The sequence below is a fragment of the Lysobacter sp. yr284 genome (genome assembly GCF_900107375.1).
Classification (GTDB): domain Bacteria; phylum Pseudomonadota; class Gammaproteobacteria; order Xanthomonadales; family Xanthomonadaceae; genus Lysobacter.
This window is the reverse complement of sequence record NZ_FNPT01000007.1, coordinates 145,364-163,814: the sequence shown is the minus strand read 5'-3', so window position 1 is coordinate 163,814 and position 18,451 is coordinate 145,364. Positions and strand designations below refer to the sequence as shown.

Annotated in this window: 14 protein-coding genes; 7 read left to right on the top strand and 7 right to left on the bottom strand. The window is 70.5% G+C overall.

What is annotated here, in order from left to right:
- Positions 1-570 precede the first annotated feature (570 nt).
- Positions 571-2,166, bottom strand: coding sequence for an OpgD/OpgG family glucan biosynthesis protein (locus BLV01_RS13755; RefSeq protein ID WP_091800434.1), 1,596 nt, complete (start codon positions 2,164-2,166; stop codon positions 571-573).
- 316 nt (positions 2,167-2,482) lie between these two features.
- On the opposite strand from BLV01_RS13755, the gene BLV01_RS13750 reads away from it, so the two are divergent.
- The 3 genes from BLV01_RS13750 to BLV01_RS13740 all read left to right on the top strand — a co-directional run bounded on the left by BLV01_RS13750 (position 2,483) and on the right by BLV01_RS13740 (position 6,765).
- Positions 2,483-3,958, top strand: coding sequence for a serine hydrolase domain-containing protein (locus BLV01_RS13750; RefSeq protein ID WP_175485938.1), 1,476 nt, complete (start codon positions 2,483-2,485; stop codon positions 3,956-3,958).
- A 187-nt stretch (positions 3,959-4,145) separates the two neighbouring features.
- Positions 4,146-6,029: a M61 family metallopeptidase gene (locus tag BLV01_RS13745; RefSeq protein ID WP_091800428.1), complete on the top strand. Its 1,884-nt coding sequence runs from the start codon at positions 4,146-4,148 to the stop codon at positions 6,027-6,029.
- 148 nt (positions 6,030-6,177) lie between these two features.
- Positions 6,178-6,765, top strand: coding sequence for a 3'-5' exonuclease (locus BLV01_RS13740; RefSeq protein WP_091800426.1), 588 nt, complete (start codon positions 6,178-6,180; stop codon positions 6,763-6,765).
- A 185-nt stretch (positions 6,766-6,950) separates the two neighbouring features.
- On the opposite strand, the gene BLV01_RS13735 is transcribed toward BLV01_RS13740, so the two are convergent.
- Both BLV01_RS13735 and BLV01_RS13730 read right to left on the bottom strand, forming a co-directional pair.
- Positions 6,951-7,526, bottom strand: coding sequence for a cytochrome b (locus BLV01_RS13735; RefSeq protein WP_091800423.1), 576 nt, complete (start codon positions 7,524-7,526; stop codon positions 6,951-6,953).
- On the bottom strand, positions 7,523-8,599 hold the full coding sequence (locus tag BLV01_RS13730) for a catalase family peroxidase (protein WP_091800420.1): 1,077 nt from the start codon (positions 8,597-8,599) through the stop codon (positions 7,523-7,525). Before BLV01_RS13730 ends, BLV01_RS13735 begins: the two co-directional genes overlap by 4 nt.
- A 144-nt stretch (positions 8,600-8,743) precedes the next feature.
- Between BLV01_RS13730 and BLV01_RS13725 the strand changes: the two genes are divergently transcribed.
- Both BLV01_RS13725 and BLV01_RS13720 read left to right on the top strand, forming a co-directional pair.
- Positions 8,744-9,259 carry an RNA polymerase sigma factor gene (locus tag BLV01_RS13725; protein ID WP_091800417.1) on the top strand — a complete coding sequence of 172 codons (516 nt, stop codon included), beginning with the start codon at positions 8,744-8,746 and terminating at the stop codon, positions 9,257-9,259.
- A 40-nt stretch (positions 9,260-9,299) separates the two neighbouring features.
- Positions 9,300-10,055: an anti-sigma factor family protein gene (locus BLV01_RS13720; RefSeq protein WP_091800414.1), complete on the top strand. Its 756-nt coding sequence runs from the start codon at positions 9,300-9,302 to the stop codon at positions 10,053-10,055.
- 54 nt (positions 10,056-10,109) lie between these two features.
- Here the strand turns inward: BLV01_RS13720 and yjjJ are convergent, their stop codons facing one another.
- Positions 10,110-11,489 carry a type II toxin-antitoxin system HipA family toxin YjjJ gene (yjjJ, locus tag BLV01_RS13715; protein WP_091800411.1) on the bottom strand — a complete coding sequence of 460 codons (1,380 nt, stop codon included), beginning with the start codon at positions 11,487-11,489 and terminating at the stop codon, positions 10,110-10,112.
- A gap of 242 nt (positions 11,490-11,731) precedes the next feature.
- On the bottom strand, positions 11,732-15,430 hold the full coding sequence (locus BLV01_RS13710) for an indolepyruvate ferredoxin oxidoreductase family protein (protein WP_091800408.1): 3,699 nt from the start codon (positions 15,428-15,430) through the stop codon (positions 11,732-11,734).
- 238 nt (positions 15,431-15,668) lie between these two features.
- On the opposite strand from BLV01_RS13710, the gene BLV01_RS13705 reads away from it, so the two are divergent.
- Positions 15,669-16,016: a hypothetical protein gene (locus tag BLV01_RS13705; RefSeq protein WP_091800405.1), complete on the top strand. Its 348-nt coding sequence runs from the start codon at positions 15,669-15,671 to the stop codon at positions 16,014-16,016.
- Positions 16,017-16,039: 23 nt separating this feature from the next.
- Here the strand turns inward: BLV01_RS13705 and BLV01_RS26290 are convergent, their stop codons facing one another.
- Positions 16,040-16,183 (bottom strand): hypothetical protein, encoded by a 144-nt coding sequence (locus tag BLV01_RS26290; protein ID WP_175485936.1) that lies wholly within the window; start codon positions 16,181-16,183, stop codon positions 16,040-16,042.
- 65 nt (positions 16,184-16,248) lie between these two features.
- Between BLV01_RS26290 and BLV01_RS13700 the strand changes: the two genes are divergently transcribed.
- On the top strand, positions 16,249-16,674 hold the full coding sequence (locus BLV01_RS13700; RefSeq protein WP_139178684.1) for a hypothetical protein: 426 nt from the start codon (positions 16,249-16,251) through the stop codon (positions 16,672-16,674).
- Between the two features lie 24 nt (positions 16,675-16,698).
- Here BLV01_RS13700 and BLV01_RS13695 read toward each other — a convergent pair whose 3' ends face one another.
- A complete protein-coding gene (locus BLV01_RS13695) occupies positions 16,699-18,426 on the bottom strand; it encodes a sulfatase-like hydrolase/transferase (RefSeq protein WP_091800399.1) in 1,728 nt (575 codons plus the stop codon).
- Positions 18,427-18,451: the final 25 nt, after the last annotated feature.

Sequence of the window (18,451 nt, the reverse complement as noted above, 5' to 3'; positions counted from 1 at the left end):
CATCGAGCGGTCGCGAGATCGGTGGGCGTTGGCGAGGGCGCGGCAGACGGGCTTCGGAGGCGAATCGATGCTGGATTGCGCCTGTAGGAGCGACGCGAGTCGCGACTGCGGCAATGCGGCTGCGCCGAAGGTTTCGTCGTGGTTGGGTCGTCGCGGTCGCGGCTTGCGCCGCTCCTACATCGAGCGGTTGCGAGATCGGTCGGCGTTGGCGAGGCTGCGGCGGACGGGTTTTGGAGGCGAATCGATGCTGGATTGCGATTGTAGGAGCGACGCGAGTCGCGACTGCGGCAATGCGGCTGCGCCGAAGGTTTCGTCGTAGTTGGGTCGTCGCGGTCGCGGCTTGCGCCGCTCCTACATCGAGCGGTCGCGAGATCGGTGGGCGTCGGCGATGGCGCGGCGGGCGGGTTTTGGAGACGAATCGATGCGTGGATTGCGACTGTAGGAGCGACGCGAGTCGCGACTGCGGCAATGCGGTCGCGCCGAGGGTTTCGTCGTAGTTGGGTTGCCGCGGTCGCGGCTTGGGCGGCTCCTGCATGGAGCCGCGTAGCATCGTCGGGGGCGGCGGGCGCGTCAGTACAGTTTGCGTTCGCTCTTCGGCGGAGGCGACCACTGGTACAGCCAGGTTTCGCTGAGCGCGCCGCCGGCGTCGCGCAGGAACAGGCGCAGGTCGAGTTGCTCGGTGCCGTCGCCCGGGGGCACGACGTCGAACATGACCCGGTAGCCGTCGATCTCGTGCAGCGGGCGGCAGGAGACGGTTTCCAGTTTGCCCTTGGAAATCTGCAGCGCCGGTTCGACCGTGGCGTCGCGCTTGGCCCGTTCGGCCAGCGGGCCGCCGACGAAGTCGACGGCGAAACGCCAGGAGAAGCTCTCGCGCTTGAAGCCGATGCGGCCGCCCAGGCCGGTGCGGGTGGCCACGCAGTGGGCGAGCTTGGGCGTCGCCGGCGGTTGCGCGCCCCAGTACAGGCGGTAGCCGTACAGCAGTTCCTGGCCGGCCTGCGGTTTCTCGCGCGGGTTCCAGAACGCGACGATGTTGTCGAAGGTCTCGTCGAGGGTCGGGATCTCGACCAGTTGCACCGAGCCCGCGCCCCAGCCTTGCTTGGGTTCGATCCACAGGCACGGGCGTTTCTCGTAGAACACGCCGTCGTCCTGGTAATGGTCGAAGTTGCGGTCGCGCTGCAGCAGGCCGAAGCCGCGCGGGTTCTCGTCGGCGAACATGTTGAAGCGCAGGGTTTCGGGATTGCACAGCGGGCGCCAGATCCACTCGCCGCTGCCGGTCCACATCGCCAGGCCGTCGGTGTCGTGGATCTCCGGGCGCCAGTCCCAGTCCATGCGGCGGTCGTTCTCGCCGACCTGGTACATGCTGGTGCACGGGCCCAGGCCGAGGCGCTCGATGCTCTTGCGCGGGTACAGCGCGCAGTCGATGTCCATCAGCAGCACCTCGCCCGGGGTGATCGCGAAGCGGTAGGCGCCGGCGATGCTGGGCGAGTCGAGCAGGCCGTAGACCACGACGGTGTCGGAGTCGGTGGACGGGCGCTCCAGCCAGTAGGCGAGGAAGTCGGGGAATTCCTCGGGATGGCCGCTGCCGGTGTCGATCGCCAGGCCGCGCGCGGACTGGCCGTACTGGCCCTGCGCGCCGACCGCGCGGAAGTAGCTGGCGCCGAGGAAGGCGGCGAAATCGCGCTCGGGGTCCTTGCGGGTGTTGAGGCGGAAGCCGGCGAAGCCCAGGTCCGGCGGCAGCGCAGCGTTCGGCTTGAGGCCGCTGGCGGCGCGGTCGAACATCTGCGGGTCGTAGGCCAGCTCGCGCGCCTGGCCGTCGGCGAGTTCGAACATGCGCACCGGCGATTTGAAGAACAGGCCCAGGTGGAAGAACTGGGCCAGGAACTTGCCGTCGCCGTCGCCCCACAGCGCGTGGTCGCGGCGGAAGCGGATCGACTGGTACTGGTCCCAGTTGAGCCCGGCCAGCGCCGGCGGCAGGGTGGTGCTGCGCGGCGCGTAGGCCTTTTGCGCCAGCGCGCGCGCCTGGCCCTTGAGCGTGGCGTAGTCGAACGGCTGCGGCGCGCCGAGCTTCTTCGGCGTGGCGGCGCCGGCCAGGGCCAGCGCGGGCAGGGGCAGGCCGAAGTAGGCCAGGGCGGCGGCCGCGGATTTGAGGAACTGGCGTCGGATCATCGGGGCGGTCGGGCAGGGACGGCGGAAACGCCGAATGCTAGCCAATCGCCGCGGGCGCCGGGTTAGGCGTTCGTGGAAATGCAAAACCGGTCGTTCAGCGAGGGCGCGGATGCGTCATCCGTCGCGGTGCGCGCAGCGCCGGCTTCAGGTTGCGGCGCACGGCGTCGGGGCGACGTCCTGCGCACAGGCGGGCCGAAAGCCCCCGGCCCGCGTCCCGCCCCGGTGCCGGCCGAAAGTCGGCGGGACTTCCGGCGGTAGCGGCCGCCGCCGCGGCGCCGTTACCGTCCGGCGCTGCGCACCTGCGAATGGAGTCGTCATGCCGCCCGTCCGAACCCTGCTGCTGTCGGCCGCCTGCGCGGCGTGGCTGTCCGGCCTGGCGCTCGCGCCCGCACCGGCGGCAGCCGCGGCTGCGGCGCCCGCCGCCACGCAGGCCGCCAAAGACGCCGAAGACGCCGAAGACGCCGAACTGCGCGCGCTGGCCGATCGCCTGCTGGCGCAGAACGTGCCCGATGGCGCGCCCGGCATCGCGGTGCTGGTCGCGCGCGGCGACCGCGTGCTCTACCGCGGCGCGCGCGGGCTGGCCGAGGTCGAACTCGGCGTGCCGCTGAGCCCGGACCAGGTGTTCCGGATCGGCTCGGTGACCAAGCAGTTCGCTGCCGCCGGTCTGCTCAAGCTGGTCGAGGCCGGCAAGGTCGGGCTCGACGATCCGCTGTCGAAGTACGTCCCTGGCTATCCCAACGGCGATGCGATCCAGGTGCGGCAGCTGCTCGACCACACCTCCGGGGTGAAGAGCTACACCGGCATCGACGGTTACATGCACGAGTCGATCAAGCGCGAGTTGAACACCCGGGAGTTGATCGCGGTGTTCAAGGACCTGCCGGCGGACTTCGCGCCGGGCCAGGACTTTCGCTACAACAATTCCGGCTACGTGCTGCTCGGCGCGGTGATCGAGGCGGCCAGCGGCCGGCCCTGGCACGAATACCTGCGCGAGACCCTGCTGCAGCCGCTGGGCCTGGAGCGCACCGGCTACGGCGACGTGCGTGCGCTGATTCCGGGCATGGTCGCCGGCTATGCGCGACGCGACGGCGCGGTGTTGCCGATGGCGTTCCTGGACATGAGCCAGCCGCACGCGGCCGGCGCCTTGGTGTCCACGCTCGACGACCTGTGGCGCTGGAACCGCGCGCTGCACGGCGGCCGGGTGCTCAGCGCGCAGCACTACCGCGAGATGACCCGAGCCCACGGCAAGGCCCGCCACGGCGAGTACGGCTATGGCTACGGCATCGGCCGGATGCCGATGCACGGGCGCCTGACCTATGCGCACGGCGGCGGAATCTTCGGCTTCGCCTCGTATCTGCTGTACGAACCGGCCAGCGCGACCACGGTGGTGGTGCTGAGCAACGACGACAGCGGCGCGCCGGGCGGGATCGGGCTGGAAGCGATCGCCCGCCAGCTGGGCGCGATGGCGATGGGCGCGCCGTATCCGCCGGCGCGCGCGGTGCCGGTCGATGCCGCCGCGCTGGCTTCGGCCGAGGGCGTGTACCGGCTCGATCCGCAACGGGCCTGGGCGTTGCGCGTCGATGCCGGCAGCCTGGCGGTGCAGCCGACCGGCGGCGGCGCGCCGCGGCGGCTGACGCCGGTCGCGGCCGACACCTTCGTCTATCCCGACGGCATAGCCCGGCTGCGGCTGGAGCGCGACGGCGCCGGCAAGGTTGCGGCGATGCGTTACTTCGCCGACGGCGAGGGCGAGTCCGAACGCAGCGCGCGCAGCGAGGAAGCCCTGCCGGCGCGCTGAGCGCGGCGGCGGCACGAGCAACCCCCGCGGCGCCGCTGTTCCGGCGCGGGTGCGCGCATGTGCGCAATCGGTCGCCACGCCGCCGCGGCCGGCGCGGCGGCGCGCGACCATGCCCAATGGCAGGGGTCGGCCGCGCCGGGCTGGTTAGGATGCGGGATCGCCTTTCCTGCACCGCCGGAGTCCGTCCATGCGCCGATCCCCGCTCGCCCTGCTGCCCTGGCTGATCGCCGCTGCGCTGCCGCTGCATGCGCAGACCGCGCCGCCGCAGGACCGGCCGTATCCGGGCAAGCTGCAGCTGGAGGTCGACGCCAGCGACATCGCCCGCCGCGTGCTGCACGCGCGCCAGCGCATCCCGGTCCAGGCCGGGCCGCTGACCCTGCTGTTCCCGCAGTGGATCCAGGGCAATCATTCGCCGACCGGGCCGATCGACAAGCTCGCCGGCCTGCGCATCCGCGGCAACGGCCAGGCGCTGGCGTGGACCCGCGATCCGCTCGATGTGTACGCGTTCAAGCTCGACGTGCCGCAGGGCGTGGGCGAGCTGGAGGTCGAGTTCGACATGCTCACCCCGACCGCGGGCAACCAGGGCCGGGTGGTGATGACCGCCGATTCGCTCAACGTGCAGTGGAACCAGGTCGCGCTGTACCCGGCCGGCTACTACGCGCGCGGCATCCAGGTCGCGCCGAGCCTGAAGCTGCCGGCGGGCTGGCAGGCCGGCACCGCGCTGGAACTGGAATCGCGCCAGGGCGACGTGCTGCGCTATCGCGAGGTGCCGCTCAACACGCTGCTGGACTCGCCGGTGTTCGCCGGCCGCCACTACAAGCAGATCGACCTGGCGCCGGGCGCGAAGATTCCGGTGCGGCTGAATCTGGTCGCCGACGCGGCCAAGTACCTGGAGGCCAAGCCCGAGCAGCTCAAGCCGCATCGCGAACTGGTGACCCAGGCGGTCAAGCTGTTCGGTTCGCAGCCCTACGACCGCTACGAATTCCTGCTGTCGCTGTCGGGCCAGATGAGCGGCATCGGCCTGGAGCACCACCGCTCCAGCGAGAACGGCGTGGACGTGGACTATTTCACCGGCTGGGACGGCACCGCCGCGACCGGCCGCGACCTGCTCGCGCACGAGTACGTGCACGCCTGGAACGGCAAGTTCCGGCGCCCGGCCGGGCTGGTCGCGGGCAACTTCAACCAGCCGCTGCGCGACAGCCTGTTGTGGGTGTACGAAGGCCAGACCCAGTATTGGGGCTATGTGCTGGCGGCGCGCTCGGGCCTGTGGAAGCCGCAGTTCGCGCGCGACACGCTGGCGCTGGTCGCCGCGCGCTACGCCGAGGACCGCCCGGGCCTGGGCTGGCGCGCGATCCAGGACACCACGCTCGACCCGGTGATCGCGATGCGCCGGCCCAAGGCCTATCCCAGCTACCAGCTCAGCGAGGACTACTACAGCGGCGGCCAGCTGGTGTGGCTGGCGGTGGATGCCAAGCTGCGCGCGCTCAGCGGCGACAAGCGCTCGCTCGACGATTTCGCCCGCGCCTTCTTCCACGGCGCCGACGGCGACTACGAGGTCAAGCCTTACGAATTCGAGGACGTGGTCGCGGCCTTGAACGGCGTGGTCGCGTTCGACTGGGCCGGGTTCCTGCGCGAGCGCCTGGACGCGCGCGCCGCGCCGATCGACGGGCTGGCCGCGAGCGGCTGGAAGCTGGCCTTCGCCGACACCCCGACCGAGACCGGCAAGCTGGTGGAGAGCGACCGCAAGATCACCGACCTGACCTATTCGCTGGGCCTGACCCTGTCCAACGACAACGCCATCGGCGCGGTGCGCTGGGACGGCCCGGCGTTCGACGCCGGCATCGCCCCGGGCAGCAGCCTGGTCGCGATCAACGGCTACGCCGCCAACGGCGAGCGGCTCAAGGACGCGGTGACCGCGGCCAAGGACGGCAAGCCGATCGAGTTGATCGTGCGCAACGGCGACGTGGTGCGCACGCTGCGCATCGACTACCGCGGCGGCCTGCGCTACCCGCGCCTGGAGCGGATCGAAGGCACGCCCGATCGCCTGTCGAAGATCTTCGCGCCCAAGTGACGCGCCCGAGTGAGCCGCGCGGCTCGATCGGGCGGGTGTTGTGGGAGGGCCTTCAGGCCCGATGCTCTCGTACCCGCCGCTGCGCAACCGCCCAGCGACCGACCGACGGCCTCGCCCCCGCGTAGCGGCCGCGAGACACTACCGCGTCATGAACGAATCCATAGAAAGGCAACCCCGGCACTACCTGCTGATCGACTTCGAAGCCACCTGCGCCGACGACGGCTCGGTCCCGCGCCAGCAGATGGAAATCATCGAGATCGGCGCGGTCATGGTCGACACCGCCTCGCTGGCCGTGGTCGGCGAATTCCAGCGCTTCGTGCGGCCGGTGCGGCATCCGCGACTGACCGCGTCCTGCACCGGGCTCACCAGCATCGCCCAGGCCGACGTCGACGCCGCGCCGGGCTTCGCCGAAGCCGCCGCCGCGCTCAAGGCCTGGCGCGGCGGCTACGCCGACCTAGCCTGGGGCTCGTGGGGCGACTACGACCGCAATCAGCTGCAACAGGACTGCGGCTTCCACCGCGTGTCCGACCCGGTCGGCGCGCCGCACCACAACATCAAGCGCCTGTTCGCGCAACGCGAAGGCTCCGGGCGCAAGTTCGGCCTCGACGGCGCGGTGGCGCGGGTGCGGCTGGAATTCGCCGGCACCCACCATCGCGGCATCGACGATGCGCGCAACATCGCGCGCTTGTTGCCGTATGCGCTGGGGCGGGCGGAGTTTCCGCGGGCGCGGCGTTGACTGTGCGGCGCGGCGATCCGAACGCAAAGCATCGGGACTGAAGTCCCTCCCACAGTCGCTGCAGTGTCCGGTTCTCCTCATGTAGGAGCGACGCGAGACGCGACCGCGGGGCGGCCGATCGCGTCGTAGGCGTCGTGTCGCGGTCGCGGCTCGCGCCGCTCCTACCGGGGCTGCGGATACGGCGATCAGTCCGGCGCATCCTGCGTCGCCACGGGCGCGCGCTGGCGCCACGTCATGCTGCGCAACACCCCGTCGCGGCGGATCAACCCGTGGTACAGCGCCGCGCCCAGGTGCGCCAGCACCAGCGCGAACAAGGCATACGCCAGGCTCCGGTGCAGCCAGCGCAGGGCGGCGAACCAGCTCGGGTCGAACGGCGCGATCGGCGGCAGGCGCAGGCCGGTGCCGAGTTCGACCGGATAGCCGCCGGCCGACAGCATCGCCCAGCCGATCAGCGGCATCGCCAGCATCAACGCATACAGCAGCCAGTGCGAAGCGTGCGCGGCCAGGCGCAGTGCCGGGCCGAGCTCGCGCGGCAGCGGCGGCGGCCGGCGCCACAGCCGCAGCGCCAGCCGCAGCAGCGCCAGCAGCAAGATCGCGATGCCCAGCGGCTTGTGCAGCGCCAGCAGCCAGGCGTGGCGCTGCGACACGCTGGCGACCAGGCCCGCGCCGACGAACAGCATCGCCAGGATCATCGCCGCCATCAGCCAGTGCAGGACCCGCGCCGGCCACCAGAACATCGTCGTTTCGGTTTCGCGGTTCATCGCGCGGCCTCCTGCGGCGGACGGCCGCCAGCGCGGGCCTCTTCGTAGGTGCGGCGGCGGTAGGACTCGGCGTAGGCGGCCGAACGCGCCGGCAGCAGCGGGTCGGCCGAGGCGACGATGCCGTCGGGCAGCACCAGCGGGTCGTAGTTGATGTCGCGGCACTCGCCGCTGTCCTGGTCCTGCGCGCGTTCGATCACGAAACTGCCGGCATCGATCTGCGCGCGTTGCGCCGGCCAGGGCCGGGTCGCGTCGTCGACCGGGTCGCCGGGCGCGGCCAGGGTCGCCCACAGCCGCCAGCGCAGCGGGCCCTGCGCGAGCCGGCGTTCGAGTTCGCCGGCGAGCGTATCCACGTCCTGCGCGCCCAGCGGCGCGGCGGCCGCGCCGTTGTCGGGTTCGACCCGCCAGCGCACCGCGTGGCGCGCGCCGTCGGCGCCGACGAAGTAGAACGCGTTGAGGCCGTAATAGGCCTCGGTGGCGTAGCTGGCCGACGGCTTTTGCTGCTTGACCCAGGCCAGGAACGCGGCGGTTTCCGGGTGCGCCTGGAAGAACGCCTTCTGTTTGGCCGGGTCGGGCTTGCCGGTGGCCGGGTCGGGCGCGGTCGCGCGCAGCTGTTCGAAGAAGGCCTGCGGCGTGGCCACCGGGAACACCGGCATGTTGTTCATGCCGGTGCGCCATTGCTGGCCGTCGGGCTGGGTCAGGCGCAGCGCGAGGCTGCGGATCGGCACGCCGCCGTCGGGCGCGTAGGGATTGCCGCCGGGCAGGGCGAAGCGGCCGACCAACGGGGTGCTCGCGCCGGCGGCGAACAAGGCCGCGCGCGAGTACGCCGCGGCCGCGCCGCTGCTGTCGAAGCGGCCGATCACGCACACGCCCTTGGCGTGGTTGCGGCGGTAGCCGGGGTGCGCGCCGCCGTTGGCCTGCAGCTGGTCGACCAGGCGCGTCGGCGTCAGCCGCTGCGGGTCGAGGTAGCCGGCGACATAGGCGAAGGCGCCGGCGAGGCCGCCGACCGCGAGCGCGATCAGGGCCCAGCGGGCGAGTGGGAAGGGCGGTCGGGGCGGGGCGGTGGGCTCGTTCATGGCCTTGGGCGTGGCTGCGATACCGGTACGACGCGTGCCGCCGCGGCTTATTCCCTGCGCGGGCCGGACACGGGGTCGGGAATAAACTCGGCGCGGCGGCGTCCTACCGACGAACCCACCCGAAACCGACCCGGCCCCGCGCCCATGTCCCCGCACGAACTCGACCAGGCCCTGCGCGAACAGCTGCCCTCGCTGCGGCGCTTCGCGCGCTGGCTGGCGCGCGACCCCCACGCCGCCGACGACCTGGTGCAGAGCGCGCTGGAGCGCGCCATCGCCGGTTGGGGCCAGCGCCGCGACGAAGCGGCGCTGCGGCCGTGGCTGTTCTCGATCCTCTACCGCCAGTTCCTCGACGGCCAGCGCCGCGCCCAGCGCTATGCCGGCCTGCTCGCGCGGATCGGCCTGGGCGCGCCGGACAGCCAGCCCTCGGCCGAGCGCGAGGTGCTCGCGCGCTCGGCCCTGGAAGCGCTGCAGCGGTTGCCGGTGGAGCAGCGCAGCCTGTTGCTGTGGGTGTCGGTGGAAGGCTTGAGCTACCAGGAAGTGGCCGCCATCCTCGAGGTTCCCATCGGCACGGTGATGTCGCGCCTGTCGCGCGCGCGCCAGGCGCTGCGGCGGCTCAGCGACGGCGAGACCGCGCCCGCGCCGCTGAGGCTGCTGAAATGATCCGCGCGCTGCGTCCTTCGCTTTCGCTTGCGAGACCCGTATGAGCCACGTCCCCGACGAACACGACCTGCACGCCTACATCGACGGCCGCCTGGACCCGGCGCGGCGCGCCGAGGTCGAGGCCTGGCTGGCGCAGCGGCCCGAACGGCTGGCCGAACTGCAGGCCTGGCAGCGCGACGCGCAGCAACTGCGCGCCGCGCTCGCCGGCACCGCCCCGGCGCCGGAGCCGGCGCTGGACCCCGCGCGCCTGCGCGCCGGCCTCGCCCGTCGCCGCAGCGCGCGCTACGCGGTCGCCGCGGCGGTGCTGCTGAGCCTGGGCGTCGGCGGGATCGGCGGCTGGCAGGCGCGCGAGTGGAGCCGCCCCGCGGCGCCGGCGATGCTCGCGAACGCGCCGATGGCCGACGCCATCGCCGCGCACCGGCTGTTCGCCGCGCACGCGGAACTGCGCGCCGACAGCGCCGCCGGCGCGGTCCAGCCGTGGCTGGACGCTAACTTCCGCCGACCCATGCGCCTGCCCGACCTCAGCGCCGCCGGCTACCGCCCGGTCGGCGCGCGCCTGCTCGCCACCGACCAGGGCGCCGCGGCGCTGGTGGTGTACCAGGACGCGGGCGGCGAGGCGATCAGCTTCTACATCCGCCCGCCCGGCCCGCGCCGGCACATGCTGCCGCGCGGCGACCGCCGCGACGGCGGCTTGCTGGCGCAGTACTGGTCGCGCGGCGGCTACAACTACGCGATGGTCAGCGCGGGCGACGACGCCAGCGCGCAGGTGGTGCGGCAGGCGTTGCAGGCGATCTGAGATTTCGCCGGAGGGGCGAATGTCGCCTGCGTAGCGGGAACGAGAGAAGCGTCTTCAGCCGAACCGAGCCTGCCCCGATCCGATTCGTTGCAGGTTCTGGCGGGCGATCGCGCGAAACGCCGGACCGATTCGGTCGTCGCCGGCGACGGCATTCCAAAAATCGCTCGCGGCATCTGCGGCCCAACGCCAACGTTGTACGTCGCCCAGTGCCATCGGTGGCGTCAGCGGGCGCTCGTGGATCTCGCCGCCTGCGCTCGGTCGATAATGCATGGGCAACATGTCGTAGACCGGCGCCAGGCGCACCTGCAGGCGATCGGGATCGACCAGGAAGCTCAAATTGCCCGAGTGCATGTCGGTGTTGCCGATGAAGCGGCCGAACAGGTGCAGCTTTCGGATGTTTTCCGCATCGTCGGTGCCGAGGATGCCTTGATTCAGCAGCGAGTCTGCCGAGGCCAGCCAGTCGCCGGGATCGTTCCCGGCATAAGCGGCGTCCAATGCGCGTAACGAAACTAATCCGCGGCGGCCGTGCTGCGCGGTGCGGTCGAATCTCGTAGATTCCAGAAAGCGCCAGCCAGCGTGGTCGATGATGCGGGTGGTCGCGGTTTCGAGTCCATGCTCGCGCAACACCTTATTAGCCAAGTGCTCGCAGCCCAGCAGGTTCACCCAACGCCGCGCAGCGGCGTTCTCGGGGTTATGGCGTGCGAACTTGACGATCACGCACTGGCGTTCTCGTGAAGTGGTCTCCAGTACCGCGGTGAACTTGGGTTGCTCTCCGCCTGCGGAAGAACCCACGGCATCGCCAGCCTCGGCTTGTTCGGCCAGTGCGGGATAGTCGAATTCGCGAAGATCCGCAGGGATGAGCTTATCGGGGCTATCGAACAACGCATCGAGCAATGCCGCCTCTAGCGCCAGGTCGCCCAGAACCAAGTCGCCGGGCAGATCGGCTCCCTGGCGTAATAGCGCGGTTACGACATCTTCGGCTTGCCACCGATTCAAATCGGCGGGTGCGTTCAAATCGGTGGCGTGGCGACGGACGAAAGCGCGGCCGAGATAGCCTTGGGGACGCAAATCGTCCAAAAACCAGGGCAGATCCGGATACAGGCCTTCGGCGAACTCACCGTGCTGATACAAGGGCAGTGGCCGACTGGCTTGCAATAGCCAGCCTCCATGCAGTGAAAGCAGGGTGCCCAACAGATCGGGTTGCCCGTTGTGGGTAATCCGATGCAGTGGCCAAGCATGGTCTGCGCGTCCAATGGGGCGGGCTAATGCGTAGCGCGTTGCCCGGGCACGACCGATGCGAACGAGCTTGGTACCCAGATCGGCAAGTGCACGGGAAACAGTTGGTTGGCTGATACCTGCGGCAGCAGCGAGTTCGGCGGCGGTCTTGGGGCCGGACCGTAGCAGCGTTTCCAACTTGGTCGAATGCACGTTCATAGCAAAGTTTGAATCTATCTATGAATAGATAGTTCAACTTAAAAATTGCTATAGATCAAGGGATTAGGTGGTTTCAATTGAAGTTGATTGAATAGATACCTGAATTGATATTTCTCTGCTAGGGTGCGGATCCGCACCCTAGCAGAGTTAGATTATTTTGTCAAGTCAATCTCGACCAATGCTGGCGCCGCAGATGCGGCGCCAGCATTGGTCCGTTTGGTCAATTCTGTCAAGTCGAGAAGTTACGCCGCCTGCACGATCCGCAGCGGGTTGGCGAATTCCTTCAACAGCTCCGCCTCGCGCGCCTTGGCCTTGTGCAGGTGGTCTTCCTTGACGTGGCCGTAGCCGCGGATGTGCTCGGGAATGCTGGCGATCTCCGCGGCCAGGTCGACGTTGCCGCCGTCGAGCTTGTCGAGCAGGCCGCCGACGGTCTGCTCGTACTCGCCGATCAGGCGCCGTTCCATCTTGCGCTCCTCGGTGTAGCCGAAGATGTCGAAGGCGCCGCCGCGCAGCGTGCGCAGCTTCGCCATCCACTTGAACGCGGTGAACACCCAGGGGCCGAATTCCTGCTTGATCAGGCGGCCTTGCGCGTCCTTCTTGGCCAGCAGCGGCGGGGCGAGGTGGAACTTGAGTTTGTAGTCGCCGTCGAACTGCTGCTCCAGGCGGCGCTTGAACTCGCCGCTGGTGTACAGGCGCGCGACTTCGTACTCGTCCTTGTAGGCCATGAGCTTGAAGAAGTAGCGCGCCACCGCCTCGGCCAGGTCGGTCGAGCCCGGCGCTTTCTTCTGCTCCGCCTCGCGCACCTTGTCGACGAAGTCGGAATAGCGCCTGGCGTAGGCGGCGTCCTGGTAGTCGGTGAGGAACGTGACGCGGCGCGCGACCAGTTCGTCGAGCGAGCGCGACAGGCGCAGGTCGTCCAGCGGCAGGAAGGCGATGTTGTCGCCGTCGGCCTTGGCGCCGGCCGGCAGGTGGCGCAGTTCGTCTTCGTTGCGGGTCGCGCGCGGCGCCGAGGTCGCGCCCCACTCGCTGCCTTCCCACTCGCCGGGCTTGAGGTGCGGCAGGTCGTGCGGGGTGGCTTCGGCCGCGGTCGGCACCTTGCGGGTCACGCCGGCGGCCTCGGCCACGGCGCGCGGGTCGATCGCGGCGAGGCGGCCCCAGGCGAACGCGGTCTTGTTCATCTCGATCGCCGCGCCGTTGAGCTCGATCGCACGCATCAGCGCGTCGAAGCTGATCGGCACCAGCGCGCGCTGCCAGGCGTAGCCGAGGATGAACAGGTTGGCGGCGATGGCGTCGCCGAGCAGGGCGGTGGCGAGCTGGGTCGCATCGACCAGATGCGGGTCCTGCTCGCCGAGCGCGAGCTTGATCGCAGCGACGATGTCGGTGGCCGGGAACTGCATGTCCGGGCGGGTGGTGAAGGTGCCCGGCATCGCCTCGTAGCTGTTGAGCACCACCTGGCTGCGGCCGGCGCGGATCTTCGACAGCGCCCAGTAATCGTTGACCACGACCATGTCGCAGCCCAGCACCAGGTCGGCCTCGCCGGCGGCGATGCGCACGGCGTGGATGTCGTCGGGGGTCTTGGCGATGCGGATGTGGGTGGTCACCGCGCCGCCCTTCTGGGCCAGGCCGGTCTGGTCGAGCACGCTGGCGCCCTTGCCTTCCAGGTGGCCGGCCATGCCGAGCAGCGCGCCGATGGTGACCACGCCGGTGCCGCCGACGCCGGTGATGAGGATGTTCCAGGGCTGGTCGAGCGCCGGCAGCTGCGGCAGCGGCAGGTCGTTCAAGCGATCCTTGGCCGAGGAACCCTTCTTCTTCTTCAGCCCGCCGCCTTCGACAGTGACGAAGCTCGGGCAAAAACCGTTGACGCAGGAATAGTCCTTGTTGCAGTTGGACTGGTCGATCTCGCGCTTGCGTCCGAACTCGGTCTCCTTCGGCAGCACCGACACGCAGAACGACTTCTTGCCGCAGTCGCCGCAGCCTTCGCAGACCAGGGTGTTGACCATCACCCGCTTCTGCGGATCGACCATCTTGCCGCGCTTGCGCCGGCGGCGCTTCTCGGTCGCGCAGGTCTGGTCGAAGATCAGCACGCTGACGCCCTTGGTCTCGCGCAGGCGCTTTTGCACCGCGTCGAGTTCCTTGCGGTCGTGGAACTCGACGTCGCTGGGGAACAGCTCGCGCTTGTTCCACTTGGCGATGTCGTCCGACAGCAGCACGATGGTGTGCACGCCTTCGGAGCGGACCTGGTGCGCGATCTGCGGCACCGACAGGGTGCCGTCGACCGGCTGGCCGCCGGTCATCGCCACCGCGTCGTTGTAGAGGATCTTGTAGGTGATGTTGACGCCGGCGGCGACCGACTGGCGGATCGCCAGCGAACCCGAGTGGAAGTAGGTGCCGTCGCCGAGGTTCTGGAACACGTGCTCGGTCTCGGTGAACGCCGACTGCCCGCACCAGGTCACGCCTTCGCCGCCCATCTGGGTGAAGGTGTTGGTGTCGCGGTCCATCCAGGTGACCATGTAATGGCAACCGATGCCGCCGAGCGCGCGCGAGCCTTCCGGCACCACGGTCGAGGTGTTGTGCGGGCAGCCCGAGCAGTAATGCGGCACGCGCGGGAACGCGGCGCGCGGCAGCGCCAGCTCGCTTTCCTTCTCTTCCATCCAGCGCAGCACGTTCTCCATCTGTTCGGAGTTGTGGAAGCGCTGGATGCGGCGCGCGATCACCCCGGCGATGCGCGCCGGGGTCAACTCGCCGGTGGACGGCAGGATCCACTCGCCGTTCTCGTCGTACTTGCCGACGATCGACGGGCGGCGCTCGCCGTCCCAGTTGTACATCGATTCCTTCATCTGGCTTTCGATGAAGGCGTGCTTTTCCTCGACCACCAGGATGTCGTCGAGGCCGCGCGCGAACGCGCGCAGGCCGACCGGCTCCAGCGGCCAGGTCATGCCGACCTTGTACACGCGGATGCCCAGGTCCGCGCAGGCGCGCGCGTCCAGGCCCAGGTATTCCAGCGCCTGCAGGACGTCGAGGTAGCTCTTGCCGGTGGTGATGATGCCCAGGCGCGGGTTCGGCGAATCGACCACGATGCGGTCGATCCGGTTGGCGCGCGCGAACGCCTGCGCGGCCTTGACCGCGTACTGGTGCAGGCGCATCTCCTGGTCCATCGGCGGGTCGGGCCAGCGGATGTTGAGGCCGCCCGGCGGCACGACGAAGTCGTCGGGCGAGACGATCTGCAGCGCCAGCGGGTTCACGTCGACCGAGGCGGAGGACTCCACGGTCTCGGCGATGGTCTTGAAGCCGACCCAGCGCCCGGTGTAACGCGACATCGCCCAGCCGATCAGGCCCATGTCGAGGATGTCCTGCACGCCGGCCGGGTTGAGGATCGGCATCATCGCGCTGGTGAACTCGCCTTCCGAGCCGTGCGGCAGGGTCGAGGAGCGGCAGGCGTGGTCGTCGGCGGCCAGCGCCAGCACGCCGCCGTGGCGGCTGGTGCCGGCGGCATTGGCGTGCTTGAACACGTCGCCGGTGCGGTCCACGCCGGGGCCCTTGCCGTACCACATGCCGTACACGCCTTCGACCTTGGCGCCGGGGAACAGGTTGGTCTGCTGGGTGCCCCAGACCATGGTCGCGCCGAGGTCTTCGTTGAGGCCGGGGGTGAACTTCACGCCCGCCGCTTCCAGGTGCTTGCGCGCGCGCCACAGCTCCAGGTCGAAGCCGCCCAGCGGCGAGCCGCGGTAGCCGGAGATGAAGCCGGCGGTGTTGAGCCCCGCGGCCTGGTCGCGCAGGCGCTGCATCAGCGGCAGGCGCACCAGCGCTTGCACGCCGGACAGATAGATGCGGCCTTCCTGGCGGGTGTACTTGTGCTCGAGGGTGTAGTCCGGATCGAGCACGGAGTTGGTGAGTTCCGTGTTCGCCGAGGACGGCGAGCTGAGTTCTGCGGTGCTGGTCATGGGCGGGCTCTCGCGGCGATGCCGCGGGTGGGCTGGCGGGGGCGGTGCGGCGGGCGTCCGTGCGGTCCGGTGTGGCGCGCCGGGAGCCGAGCAAAGACTCGGAATTATAGCCTGTGTGCGCAATCGGGCCGCCAGACGGGCGGGACGTGCCGTTTGTGCGTCTGCGGGTGGCTACACTGAATGCGTATACCGTTATCGCATTCAGGAAGCGGGCGCGACCCGGCGGGGGAGGGACGGCATGGCCAGAGAGCTGTATTGCTGGCGCTGCGACAAGGTGCTGCCGATGCTCGACGACGACGAATGGGCGCGCATGGGACCGGTGCTGAGCGAAGCCTGGTCGCGGATCAAGCGCCATTGCCGCCAGCACCGCGTCGGCCCGCACGAAGCGATGAAGGTGGCGGCGCAGGACGCCTTCGATTTCTACGAGCGCTTGACCGGTTATCGCGAAACCAGTTTCGAGGCGATCTGGCATCACCAGGCATCGCGCTACGGACCGCCTTGCGCGCGTTGCGGCAAGCCGCTGCGTACGCCGCAGGCGACGCTGTGCGCGGCCTGCGGCCATCCGCGCGCGCCGGCGATGGCGTGAAGCGCAACGCCGCGCTTGCGCGCTCATGACGGCAGCGGCGTGGTGCGGTCGCCCCGCGCGATGCGGGCGAGCGCCGGCGGCTCGGTCGTTCGGCGCGCGAGCAGACCTTGCAAGCCGTCTTCGTCGCGATGCGGCGCGCGCCGCGCCCGGCGCTTGCGGGTCTGCACGCGCGCCGCCGATGCCGCTACAGTCGCAAGGCCGGCGACGATCCGGCGACACCAGGACCGCGTACATGCTCCGTCTTCCCCTCGCCGCAGCGCTCGCGCTGTTGTTGTCGGCGCCGGCCTTCGCCCAGGCGCCCGCGGCCAAGTCCGCTGCCATTCCCGCGCCCAAGCTCGCGCCGCCGGCGCTGAAGCCGCACGTGCCGCAAACGCCCGCGCCGCCGGGCGCGCAGCGGCCGCAGGACGAGCTTTACCGGCAAAGCCCGGCCACCGTGCGCCTGGCCGAGCCGGGCGACCCCGGCTTCGACCTGCAATCGCCGCAGCCGCTGGTGCGCTGGGGCGAGGGCGATGCGCAGCGCACCCGCCAGGACAGCGAGAACCAGCGCACCCGCTGCGCGCATTCGATCAAGCAGATGCGCGAGGCCGGCGCGGACGAGCGCGGCAAGCGCGAAGGCCGCGCGCGCCGCGACTGCCGCGGTGTCAGTTTCGGCGACTGAGGCCGCCAGCATCGATCCGCGGCGTTAGTGCCGCGGACGGCCCAGTCCGATCGGCGCGCCCAGTTCCAGCGTAGCGCCGGCGGCGCGCGCCTCGCGGTAGAGGTTGTCGCCGTACACGTCCGAGCCTTGCAGGTAATACAGGCCCGGCACCGCGCCGGGATTGTCGATGCGATAGCCCAGCCGCGCGGCCAGGGCCAGATGCAGTTGGTGATGGGCGAGCCAGTCGCCGTTGCCGGCCAGCGGCCGTTGGCCCTCGCCGCGCGCGCGCACCAGCATCGGCACCTGCGCGACCTGCGGGGTCAGCACGTTGTGTCCCCACACGCCGTCTTCGCCGAGCATCTGGCCGTGGTCGGAGGTGACAACGAACAGGCCTTGCTCGTTCATCGCCTCGAAACGCCGGTACAGCCGCGCGATCAATTCGTCCTGGTAGGCGATGGCGTTGTCGTAGGCGTTGCGGCGCGCCTGCCGCGCATCGGCGGCGCCGGCGGCGACGGTGTCGGGCCAGCGCCGGTAGCGCGGCGGCAGGCGGCGGTAGGCGTCCTCGAACGGCAGGTGCGCGGTGCGCAGCAGCAACACCATCAGCCGGCGCTCGCCGGGCGCCGGCGCGGCCGCGTCGAGCTGGTCGAAGATCGCCTCGTCGCCGCGCGCCGCGACCGCGACGGCCGCGTCCTCGCGCGAGCGCGCGGTGTCGATGCTGGCCGCGTCGATGCGTTCGAGCAGGTCGCCGCCGTACTGGGTGCTCAGCCAATAGGTGCGGTAGCCGGCGCGTTTGGCCAGGCGGAACAGATTGCTTTGGTGCGATTGCAGTTGCTGCAGATGGCCGGGCTCGCGCACGCCGTTGAGCAACAGCGCCAGCGAGGCGCGGGTGGCGGCCGCGCCGGCGATGCCGCGGTGCCAGCGCGCATCGCCGCTGCGCACCCAGCTGGACAGGTTCGGCGTGGTCTCGCGCGGATAGCCGGCGACCTGCCAGCGGTCGAGCCGGGTCGAGTCGAAGATCACCAGCCAGATCGCCTGCGGCGGCGCCGGGGTCGGCGCGGCGACGATGCGGTAGGCCGGATGCGCCGGCGCGTCGCGGCTGACCTGCACGCCGATCAGGTTGACCGCGTAGTAGCTGAAGGCGCGCATCGCGTTGAACAGCGAGCTATGGCCCTGCTGCGGCATGAACCGGACCATGCCTTGATGCGCGGCCTTGTACGGCTGCGAGGCCAGCAGCAGCGCGACCGCCAGCAGCGCCCAGCGCACGCGCGGCAGCGGCAGCCGCGCCAGGCCGAGGTTGTAGAGCGCGAACAACAAGGCGTACGGCAGGCCGCCGGCCAGCAGGGTCGGCCATCGCGCGCCGGCTTCGGCGCGGGCCGAACGCAGGATGTCGGACACCTCGCGCGGGATCATCGCCACGTCCAGCGGCGTCAGCGGCCGCCCGATCGCGGCGATGTGCGAGAGCTGGCATAGCTGGATCAGCGCGAACAGCCCCAGCACCGCGTTCGCCGCCCAGCGGCTGCCGCCGAGCCACAGCGCGGCGCTCAGCACCGCCAGCGCGGCGATCCAGTCCGGGCGCAGGCGCGCATCGTTGCCGGCGCCGCCGAGCCATTGCTGCAGGCGGTCGTCGAGCAGGAACAGGACGGTGGCGGCGGCGGTGGCCAACAGCAGGTTGGCGATCCGGTGCCGGCGGGTGGGCGCGCGGCGGACGGCGGCGAGGCGGGCATGCAGCGGCGCATCGGGGGCGAGCGGTGCATCGGGAACGGAGGTGGACATGCGGGCAACGGCGCGCCGGGACGAA